Raw genomic sequence first — 11,564 nt, 5'->3', positions numbered from 1 at the left:
CGTCGATGATCCCGTTGTCCTTTGCCCAGCGTCGGATGTGGTTCCTCCACCGTCTGGAGGGCCCGTCCGCGACCTACAACATCCCGTTCGTGCTGCGCCTGGAAGGGCCGCTGGACACGGCGGCCCTGGCCGCGGCGGTGACGGATGTCGTCACCCGGCACGAGAGCCTGCGTACCCTGATCGTGGAGGACGCGGACGGAACGCCGGAGCAGCGGGTCCTGACCCCGCAGGAGGCGGACCTCCGGGTCCCGGTGGTCGACATGGCCGCGGACGCGGTGGACGCCGCGCTGCACGAACTCGCGTCCCGGGGCTTCGAGCTGGACACGGACCTCCCCCTGCGGGCGACCGTCTTCCGGGTCGCCCCGCAGGAGCACGTGCTGGTGTTCGTGTTCCACCACATCGCCGCGGACGGGTCGTCGATGGCGCCCTTCCTGCGGGATCTGATGTCGGCGTACGCCGCCCGCCACCGGGGGAGTGCGCCGCAGTGGACACCCCTCGCGGTGCAGTACAAGGACTACACGCTGTGGCAGCAGCAGCTGCTGGGCGACGAGGACGACCCGGAGAGCGTGGCCGCGGAGCAACTGGCGTACTGGAGCCAGGAGCTGGCCGAGGTGCCGCAGCCGCTGCAGCTGCCGCTGGACCGGCCGCGGCCGACGGTGGCCGGCCACCGGGGCGGCCATGTCTCCTTCGAGCTGGAACCCGAACTGGTCGCCCGGCTGGGCAAGCTGGCCGCCGACCGCGGCGCCACGGCGCCGATGGTGGCCCAGGCCGCGCTCGCGGTGCTGCTGCAGAAGCTGGGCGGCGGCGAGGACGTGACGATCGGCAGCCCGATCGAGGGGCGCACCGACGAGGCGCTGGCCGATCTGGTCGGGTTCTTCATCAACACCTGGGTGCTGCGCGCCGACCTGTCGCGCAACCCGTCCTTCGGCGAACTGCTGGAGCAGGTGCGGGACAAGTCCCTCGCCGCGTACGACAACCAGGACGTCCCGTTCGAGCGGCTGGTGGAGCTGCTCAACCTGGAGCGTTCCACCGCGTACACACCGCTGTTCCAGGTCATGCTGGCCTGGCAGTTCGTGTGGCCGGAGATCGAGATGCCGGGACTGCGGGTCACACCTGTCCCGGCGGGCACCGAGACGGCCATGTACGACCTGTACTTCAACATCGTCCCGGACGCGACCGGGCGCGCGCACGGGCGGCTGGAGTACGCGACGGAGCTGTTCGACCACAGCACGGCCGTCGACATCGTCGACCGTTTCGTGCGCATCCTGGAGCAGGCGGTCGCCGATCCGGGTGTGCGTGCCGCAGACGTCGACGTGCTCGGCGGGGACGAGCAGGAGTGGTTGCTGCGCACGGCGAACGACACGGTCGAGCCGACGCTGGACGCGGGCCTGGTGGAGACGGTGCGCCGGCACGCGGAGGCGACACCGGACGCGCTCGCCGTCATCGGCGAGGAGAAGTCGCTGACCTACGGGCAGCTGGACGCGCGGGCCGACCGGCTCGCGCACTGGCTCATCGGTCGCGGCGTGCGGCCGGAGTCGCTGGTCGCCGTCTGCCTGCCCCGGTCCACGGACCTCGTGGTCGCGCTGCTGGCGGTGCTGAAGACGGGTGCGGCGTACATCCCGATCGACCCGGACCACCCGCGCTCCCGGATCGACTACATCCTTCAGGACTCCCGCCCGGCGCTCGTGCTGGACGCCGACGCGCTGGCCGGCGCCGGTGCCGATGACGCCGCATGCGCGGAGTCGGCGCCGGCGGTGCACGTCGCGCCGGAGAACACCGCCTACGTCATCTACACCTCCGGTTCGACCGGGAACCCGAAGGGTGTCGCGGTCCCGCGCGGCGCGCTGGCGAACTTCCTGGCCACGATGGGCCGACGGGTCCCGCTGTCGCCCGCGGACCGCTTGCTCGCGGTGACCACGGTGTCGTTCGACATCGCGGCACTGGAGCTGTACCTCCCGCTGGTCTCCGGAGCGGCGGTGGTGCTCGCGGGCAAGGACACCCTTTCCGATCCGTCGGCCGTCGTGGCGGTGATGCGCCGCCACGAGGTCACCGCGGTACAGGCGACTCCGGCCTTCTGGCAGATGCTGGTGACGCACGAGCCGGGCGCCGCCGAGGGCCTGCGGGTCCTGGTCGGCGGCGAGGCCCTGCCGACCCGGCTGGCCGAGACACTGGCCGACCAGGCCGCCGAGGTGTCCAACGTGTACGGCCCGACCGAGACGACGATCTGGTCGACCATGGCGGCCGTCGAGGCCGGAGCGGGCGTGACGATCGGGGCGCCGATCGGCAACACCCAGGTGTACGTGCTCGACTCCGTGCTGCGCCCGGTCCCGCGTGGGGTGCAGGGCGACCTGTACATCGCGGGCGACGGCCTGGCCCGGGGCTATTTCGGCCGCCCCGGGTTGACCTCGGAGCGGTTCGTGGCCTGCCCGTTCGGTCCTCCCGGTGCGCGGATGTACCGCACCGGCGACCTGGTGCGCTGGAGCAGGGACGGCCGGCTGGAGTACGTCGGACGGAGCGACTTCCAGGTGAAGGTCCGGGGTTTCCGGATCGAGCTGGGCGAGATCGAACATGTGCTGGCCGGGCACCCCGGTGTGGCACAGGCCGTGGTCGTGGTGCGCGAGGACCAGCAGGACGACAAGCGCCTCGTCGGCTATGTGGTGCCCGAGTCGGACGCTGAGGCGGCCGACCGGCCGGACGGGATCAGCGCGCTGCTCGCCGAGCTGCCCGAGTACGTGCGCGGGCGCCTTCCGGACTACATGGTGCCTTCCGCGCTGGTGCCGCTGGCCAAGATCCCGCTGACGCCGAACGGGAAGCTGAACCGGCGGGCGCTGCCGGTGCCGGACTACGCCCAGGTCTCGACCGGCCGCGCGCCGCGCAACCAGCGTGAGGAGACCCTCTGCGCGCTGTTCGCCGAAGTGCTCGGTATCGAGAGCGTCGGCATCGACGACGACTACTTCGCACTCGGCGGGGACAGCATCCGTTCCGTCCAGGTCGTCGCGCGGGCCAAGGCCCGCGGCATGGCGGTCAGCGTGCGGCAGATCTTCGAGCACCGCACGGTCGCCCGGCTCGCGGAACTGGTCGAGGGGCAGGAGGAGGACCGCCTGACCCTGGCCGAGCTGCCCGGTGGCGGCGTCGGCTGGGTCCCGCTGCCGCCGATGGCGGCGCATGTGCTCGCGCTGGGCGGTGACATCGGCCGGTTCTCCATGGCCGGGATGCTGACCCTGCCCGAGGGCGTCGACCGTGCGGGGCTGCTCGCCACCGTGCAGTCCGTGCTGGACCGGCACGACGCGTTGCGTTCCCGGTACGACCGGGCGCGGCCGGGCCTGTGGATCGAGCCGCCCGGCAGCGTGGACGCCGGCCCGCTGCTGCGGGAAGTCCCCGGCGACGGCGCCGATGTGAACGCCGAGCTGGACGCGGCCGCGGGCCGGCTGGACCCGGACGCGGCCGTCATGGCGCAGTTCGTGTGGTTCACCTCCGGCACGGGGGTGGACCGGCTGCTGATCGTGCTGCACCACCTGGTCGTCGACGGGGTGTCGTGGCGGATCCTGGTCCCGGACCTGATCGCTGCCTGGCAGCGGGTCCGGGAGGGCCGCACCCCGCAACCGGCGGCGGGTACCTCGCTGCGCCGGTGGGCGCATGCCCTGGTCGACGAGGCGGCCCGTCCGGAGCGCGTGGCGGAACTGCCGGTGTGGCAGGAGATCCTGCGCGGGGACGAGCCCGTGCTGGGAGCGCGGGAGCTGGACCGGACGCGCGATGTCGCGGCCACCGTGGACACGGTGCGGGTCCAGGTGCCGGCGGAGGTCACCCAGACCCTGCTGGACGTGCTGCCCTCGGTGTTCCGTGCCGGTGCCGACGACGGCCTGCTCACCGGACTGGCGCTGGCGCTGGCCCGCTGGCGCCGGACGCGGGGCGTGTCCGGCTCCTCGGCGCTGGTGCGCAGGGAAGGGCACGGCCGGGAGGAGCACGTGGTGCCCGGCGCGGACGTGTCGAGCACGCTCGGATGGCTCACCTCGCTGTTCCCGGTCCGCCTCGACCTGGCCGGCATCGACGTGGCGGACGCGTTCGCCGGCGGTCCGGCCGCCGGCCGGGCCGTCAAGGCCGTCAAGGAGCAGCTGCGGGCGGTGCCGGACAACGGCATCGGCTACGGCCTGCTCCGCCACCTCAACCCGGAGACCGCCGGCGTGCTGGCCGCGGAACGGGAACCGCAGATCGGGTTCAACTACCTCGGCCGGACCTCCCGTGCGGACATCCCCGAGGACCTGCGTGGCCTGGGCTGGGCACCGGACACCACGCACCAGGACCTGATCGCCGCGCCGGACGAGGACATGCCGGTGCTGTCGGCCCTGGAGATCAACGCGGTCGCCACCGCCACCGCCACCGGCGCAGACGAGCTGACCGCCTACTTCGCCTTCCCCACCGGTGTGCTCACCCGTGAGGAGGTGACCGAGCTGGCCGGGCTGTGGGTCCAGGCGCTCACCGCCCTGGCCCGGCACGCCGCGACACCTGACGCCGGCGGGCTGACGCCGACCGACGCCCCCCTGATCGAGGTGCGCCAGGACGAGATCGACACCTGGGAGGCCCGGTTCGGCAGGCTGACCGAGATATGGCCGGTGACCCCGGCCCAGTCCGGGATGCTGTTCCACACCACGATGCTGGCTGGAACGTCGTTCGACCCGTACCACATGCAGTTGGTGTTCCACCTCTCCGGCCCGGTCGATCCGGACCGGATGCGCCGGGCCGGAGAGGCACTGCTGGATCGCTACACCAACCTCCGCGCGGCATTCGTCAACCGGAGCGACGGCGACGTCGTGCAGGTGGTGACGGCGTCGGGGGCGACCCTGCCCTGGCAGCACCTCGACCTGACGGCGGTCGGCGAGGCGGAGCGGACCGAGGCCTTCGAGCGGTTCCTCGCCCAGGACCGGGCCGCCCACTTCGACGTGGGCACCACACCGCTGATCCGGCTGGCACTCGTCGTCCTGGAGCCCGGCCGCGCCGAACTCGTGATGACCTGCCACCACGTGCTGCTCGACGGCTGGTCCATGCCGTTGCTGATGCGGGACATGCTGCTGCTCTACGCGTCCCACGGCGACCCCGCCGGTCTGCCCGGCACGCGCGGCTACGGCGAGTTCCTGGCCTGGCGCGCCCAGCAGGACGAGGAGGAGTCCGCACGCGTGTGGGCGGCCGAACTCGACGGGGTCGAGGAGCCGACCCTGCTCGTACCCGGCGCCGCGGACACCGGCGAGGAGGGCATCGCCGAGGTCGAGGTCCCGCTCCCGCTCGACGAGGCGGTCGAACTGGCCCGGTGTGCGGCCCAGTTGGGCGTCACGGTCAACACCCTGGTGCAGGGTGCCTGGGCGCTGCTGCTCGGCCAGCTCACCGGCCGCCAGGACGTGGTGTTCGGCGCCACCGTCTCCGGGCGCCCGCCCGCGGTGACGGACGTCGACTCGATGGTCGGCAACTTCATCAACACCCTTCCCGTACGCGTCCAGTACGCGCCCGGCGACACCCTCGCCGAGGTCCTCACCCGGCTGCAGAGCCGGCAGGCCGGTCTGGTGGAGCACCACCACTACGGGCTCACCCAGATCCAGCAGTCCGTCGGCCTGCAGTCCCTCTTCGACACGCTGGTCGTCTTCGAGTCGTACCCGATCGACCGGGAGGGGATCAGCGCCGCCACCGACGCCGCGGACGGGATCGCCTTCACCGGCCTCCGCCCGTCCACGGCGACCAACTACCCGCTGGCCCTGATGGCGGCGGTGGACCCGCACCTCCAGCTCATCCTCCAGTACGCGCCGGGTGTCTTCGGCCGGGACCGGGTGGAGCTGCTCGCGGCCCGCCTCGTCCGCGTCCTGCGGCAGCTGGCGGCCACCCCCGGGCTGAAGGTCGCACAGGTCGACGTCCTGGAGCCGGCCGAACGCGGCCGGCTGCTCGCCGAGTTCAACGACACGGCCGTACCGACCCCGGACGTCACGATCAACGGGCTCGTCGAGGCACAGACGGCGCGGACCCCGGACGAGGTCGCCGTGGTCAGCGAGGGCGAGACGCTCACGTACCGCGAGCTGGACACCCGGGCGGTCCGCCTGGCGCGCGAACTGGCCGGACGCGGTGTGGGCCCGGAGTCGGTGGTCGCGCTGTCGCTGCCCCGCTCGGCGGACCTGGTCGTCGCACTGCTCGCGATCCTGAAGGCGGGCGGCGCGTATCTGCCGGTCGACCCCAAGTACCCGAGCCACCGCCTCGCGGCCATCTTCAAGGAGGCGCGGCCGCACCTCGTCCTGACGGACTCCGCGACCGTCGCGGTGCTGCCGGAGCACGACGCCCCGGACGTCCTCCTGGACACGCTCGACCTGTCCGGTGACGAAGACGGGCTCGAACTGCCGGTCCACGCGGAGCAGTTGGCGTACGTGATGTACACCTCCGGCTCCACGGGCAAGCCCAAGGGCGTCGCCATCACCCACGCGAACGTGGTCAACGGCGTGCTGCGGCTCGCCTCCACGGTGCGCATGGAGCAGGGCAAGCGGCTCCTCGCGGGCACGTCGATCAACTTCGACGTCTCGGTGTTCGAGATCGTCACGACCCTCGCCACCGGAGGCGTCGTCGAACTGGTCCGGGACGTCCTGGTCCTCGGCGAGCGGAAGGGCTGGAGCGGCAGCGTCATCTCCACCGTGCCCTCGGCCTTCGCCGAACTCGTCGACGACATCTCCGGCCGCACCAGCGTGGAGACCGTCGTCTTCGCGGGCGAGGCCCTGCCCTCGTCGCTCATCGAGAAGGTGCGAGGCGCCTTCCCGGGCGTCCGGGTCGTCAACGCCTACGGGCAGAGCGAGTCGTTCTACGCCACCACCTACACCGTCTCCGGTGAGACGCGGAGCCAGGCGGGCAGCGCGCCCGTCGGCACCCCGCTCGGCAACATGCGGGCCTACGTCCTCGGTCCGGGCCTGGCTCCGGTGCCGCCGGGCGCGGTCGGCGAGCTGTACGTCGGCGGCAACGTGGGCCGCGGCTACCAGGGCCGCGCCGAGCTGACCGCCGAGCGCTTCGTCGCCGACCCGTTCGGCCCCTCCGGCTCGCGCATGTACCGCACCGGTGACCTGGCCCGCTGGAACGGCGAGGGTCAGCTGGAGTACGTGGGCCGCGGAGACGCGCAGGTCAAGGTGCGCGGCTTCCGTATCGAGCCCGGCGAGGTCGAGGCCGCGCTCACCGCGCACCCCGAGGTCGCCCAGGCCGCCGTCATCGCCCGGCAGGCGGCGGGCAACAGCAAGCAGCTCGTCGCGTACGCGGTGCCGTCGGGGGAGACCGACTCCGACGAGATCCGCCGGTTCGTCGCCGAGCGGCTGCCCGAGTTCATGGTGCCGTCCGCCTTCGTGCTCCTGGACCGGCTGCCGCTGATGCCCAACGGCAAGCTGGACCGGGCCGCGCTGCCCGAGCCGCAGTACGCCGGCACCGCCTACCGCGCGCCCCGCAACCCCCGCGAGGAGGCCCTGGCCGGGCTGTTCGCCGAGGTGCTCGGCCTGGACCGGGTCGGTATCGACGACAGCTTCTTCGCGCTCGGCGGGCACTCCCTGCTCGCCACCCGGCTGATCAGCCGCATCCGCGCCGAGATGGGGATCGAGATACCCATCCGAAAGATCTTCGACCTGCCGACGGTGGCCGCGCTCGCGCCGTGGTCGGAACAACCGACCGCTCCCCGTCGCCCCCGTCTGCGCAAGATGATCGTAGAGGAGTAAAGCAATGATCCCGCTGTCATTCTCACAACGCCGTTACTGGTTTCTGCACCAGCTGGAGGGCGGGGAGACCTGGAACATGTCGGCGGCGTTCCGGCTGACCGGGTCACTGGACCAGGACGCCCTCGCCGCGGCGATCCGCGACGTGGTCGAGCGGCACGAGATCCTGCGCACCACCTACGTGGCGGATGACGACGGTGAGCCCCATCAGCGGATCCTGCCGGTGGCGGAGGCGTTCGAGCAGGCACAGCTGCCGGTGGTCGAGGTGGCGTCCGAAGACGTGTCAGGCGCGGTAGACGAAGCCGTCGCGCACGGATTCGACCTGGCGACCGAAATCCCCTTCCGGGCGAGCCTGTTGCGCTGCTCGCCCCAGGAACACGTCCTCGTCATGGTCATCCACCACATCGCCACGGACGGCAGCTCGGGCGCGCCGCTGGCCCGGGACCTGGCCACGGCCTACACCGCCCGCCGGGACGGCCGGGCGCCGGAGTGGGAACCGCTGCCCGTGCAGTACAAGGACTACACGCTGTGGCAGCGCGAGGTGCTCGGCGACCTGGCCGATCCGGACAGCCTCGCCTCGGCGCAGCTCGCGTACTGGCGCAGGGAGCTGGCCGGGATCCCGCAGCCGCTGAGCCTGCCGCTGGACCGCCCGCGGACCGACGACGTCAACACCCAGGGCGACGCGGTCGGCTTCACGGTGGATCCGGAGGTGGCGGCCGGGCTGGAGAAGCTGTCCGCCGAGCGCGGAACGTCCATGTCGATGATCCTGCAGGCCGCGCTGGCGGTGCTGCTGTGCAAGCTCGGTAGCGGCGAGGACGTGCCGATCGCCACCCCGATCGCCGGGCGGACCGACGAAGCGATGGCCGACCTGATCGGCTGCTTCGTCAACAACCTGGTGCTGCGCGTGGACCTCTCCGGTGACCCGTCGTTCGCCGACCTGCTCACGCAGGTGCGGGACAAGGCGCTGGCGGCCTACGAGCACCAGGACCTGCCGTTCGACGTGCTGGTCGAGTCGATCAACCCGGACCGCTTCCTCTCGCACCGGCCGCTGTTCCAGGTGATGTCCGGCTGGCAGAACTACGAGAGGCCGACCCTCCGGCTCCCCGGGCTCGAGGTGGAGTTCCAGCAGGCCCTCACCGCGAAGACCATGGTCGACATCTACTTCAGCATGGGCCTGGACGAGTCGGGCACGGTGCACGGCGACATCCAGTACGGGACCGACCTGTTCGACCGGGACACGGTCGAATCCATGGCCGCTCGGTTCGAGCGTGTCCTGGAGCAGCTGGTTGCCGATCCGGATGTGTGCGTCGGGGATGTCGACGTGCTGACCGCGGCCGAGCGGGAGCGGCTGCTGGTGGAGGTGAACGACACCGCCGAGCCGACCCTGGAGCCGGGGCTGGTGGAGGCCGTGCGCCGGCAGGTCCAGGCGACACCGGACGCGCTCGCCATCATCGGTGTGGAGGAGTCGCTCACCTACCAGGAGCTGGACGCGCGCTCGAACAGGCTGGCGCACTGGCTGGTCGACTGCGGTGTGCGGGCCGAGTCGCTGGTGGCCGTGTGCCTGCCGCGGACCGTGAATCTGCTGGTGGCGCTGTTCGCGGTGCTGAAGGCCGGCGGGGCCTACGTCCCGATCGATCCGGACCACCCGCGTTCCCGGATCGACTACGTCCTCCAGCAGGCGGATCCGGTGCTGGTGCTCGACGCCGACATGCTGGCCGGCGCGGACTACGAGGACTATCCGGATTCGGCGCCGGAGGTGGTCGTCCGTCCGGAGAACACCCAGTACGTGATCTACACGTCCGGTTCGACGGGGGCCCCGAAGGGCGTGGCGATCCCGCGCGGCGCGGTGGCGAACTTCCTGGCCTCGGTGCAGCGGCGGTTCCCGCTCACGCCGCAGGACCGGATGCTGTTCAGCACGACGGTGTCCTTCGACATGGCGAACACCGAGTTGTACCTCCCGTTCATTTCCGGCGCGACCATGGTGATGGCGAGGAAGGGCACGGTCACCGACCCGAAGTCGGTGGTCGAGCTGACGCGCCGCCACGGGGTCACCGTGGTGCAGGCCACGCCCGCGTTCTGGCAGATGATGCTGACGCGTGAGCCGGAGGCCGCGAAGGGCCTGCGGATCATCACCGGCGCGGAGGCCGTGCCGCTGCGGCTGGCCGAGGCACTGGCGGACCAGGCCGCCGAGGTGGGCAACTGGTACGGCCCGACCGAGACGACGACATGGTCGACCATGGCGCCGGTGAAGGCGGGAGCGGGGGTCGCGATCGGAACGCCCCTAGGGAACACCCAGGTGTACGTGCTCGACTCGCGGTTGTGCCCGGTTCCGCCCGGGGCGCAGGGCGAGCTGTACATCGCCGGCGACGGGATGGCCCGCGGATACCAGGGCCGGCCGGACATGACCGCGGAGCGGTTCGTGGCGTGCCCGTTCGGGCCTTCGGGCGCGCGGATGTACCGCACCGGAGACCTGGTGCGCTGGAACAAGAACGGCCAGCTGGAATACGTCGCCCGTTCCGACTTCCAGGTGAAGATCCGCGGTTTCCGGATCGAGCTGGGCGAGATCGAGCATGTGCTGGCCGGGCACCCCGGTGTGACCCAGGCCGTGGTCGTGGTGCGTGAGGACCAGCCGGACGACAAGCGCATCGTGGGCTACGTGGTGCCCGAGGCGGACGCTGCGGCGGCTGATGCCGGCCCGCTGCTCGCCGAGCTGTCCGAGTACCTGCGTGGGCGTCTCCCGGACTACATGGTGCCGTCCGCGCTGATTCCGCTGGCGGAGATCCCGCTGACCCCGAACGGGAAGCTCGACAAGCGGGCACTGCCCGCGGAGTACACGGACACCGTGGTCAGCGAAGGGCCGCGCGACGCTCACGAAGAGAAGCTGTGCGCCCTGTTCGCCGAGTTGCTCGGCAAGGAGGAGGTCGGTATCCACGACGACTTCTTCGGGCTCGGCGGGCACTCGCTCATGGCCACCCGGCTCAGCGTCCGCATCCGCAACGAGTTCGGCGTCGACATGCCGCTCAGGACGATCATCAAGTACCCCACGGTGGCCGAGCTGGCCTCGCTGGTGCTGATCGGCGGCATCCCGGTGGACAACCCCGACCCGTTCGCGGTCGTGCTGCCGTTGAACACCGACCCCGGCACGGGGAAGGAGCCCCTGTGGTTCTTCCACGGGGGAGGTGGCCTGGGCTGGGCGTACTTCAGCTTTGTGACGCATGTGCAGGACCGGCCGGCCTACGCCCTGCAGTCCCGCGGCTCCGACGGCGCGGACAATCTGGCGGGGTCGGTGGAGGAGATGGTCGACGACTACATTTCCGAGATGCTGAAGATCCAGCCGGAAGGGCCCTTCTACCTCATCGGCTGGTCCTACGGCGGCACGCTGGTGCAGGCCGTCGCGGAGGGCCTCGACCGGCGTGGTCACCAGGTCGCCCTCGCGGCCATCCTGGACTCCATGCCGGGCGGGCACGGGTTCACGGAGGTGCACGCCGGCAAGACCCTGCCGGACTACCGGGAGGAACTCGAGGAGTTCTTCGGCCAGTACATCGGCACCGACAACCAGCAGGACTTCCTGGACAGGATGTCGAAGGTCCTGGCCAACAACACGAACCACATCATGCACTTCGAATCGCCGGTCTACCGCGGCGATGTGCTGTTCTTCAGCGCGACCAACAAGGACGAGTTGTACGGGCACCTGTGGCGGCCGCACGTCCTCGGCGAGATCGAGGTGCATGACGTGTACGCCATGCATCACGACATGAACATGCCCGCACCCGTGGCGGAAGTCATGGAGGTCATCAACCGCAAGCTGGCGGCGCAATGACCGGACATCGCTCTCCCGGAACCGGTTCAAGG

2 protein-coding genes are annotated in these 11,564 nt (G+C 71.3%); both read left to right on the top strand.

The window, feature by feature from the left end:
• Window positions 1-5: 5 nt before the first annotated feature.
• Complete coding sequence (locus AB0L75_RS03515) at window positions 6-7,715, top strand: amino acid adenylation domain-containing protein (protein WP_365174719.1); 7,710 nt, start codon at window positions 6-8, stop codon at window positions 7,713-7,715.
• Window positions 7,716-7,719: 4 nt separating this feature from the next.
• Complete coding sequence (locus AB0L75_RS03510) at window positions 7,720-11,532, top strand: amino acid adenylation domain-containing protein (protein WP_365174716.1); 3,813 nt, start codon at window positions 7,720-7,722, stop codon at window positions 11,530-11,532.
• Window positions 11,533-11,564 lie beyond the last annotated feature (32 nt).

The organism is Streptomyces sp. NPDC052101 (genome assembly GCF_040680235.1).
Classification (GTDB): domain Bacteria; phylum Actinomycetota; class Actinomycetes; order Streptomycetales; family Streptomycetaceae; genus Streptomyces.
Note: the sequence above shows the minus strand (reverse complement) of the source record. Positions and strands in the feature narration are given on the sequence as shown.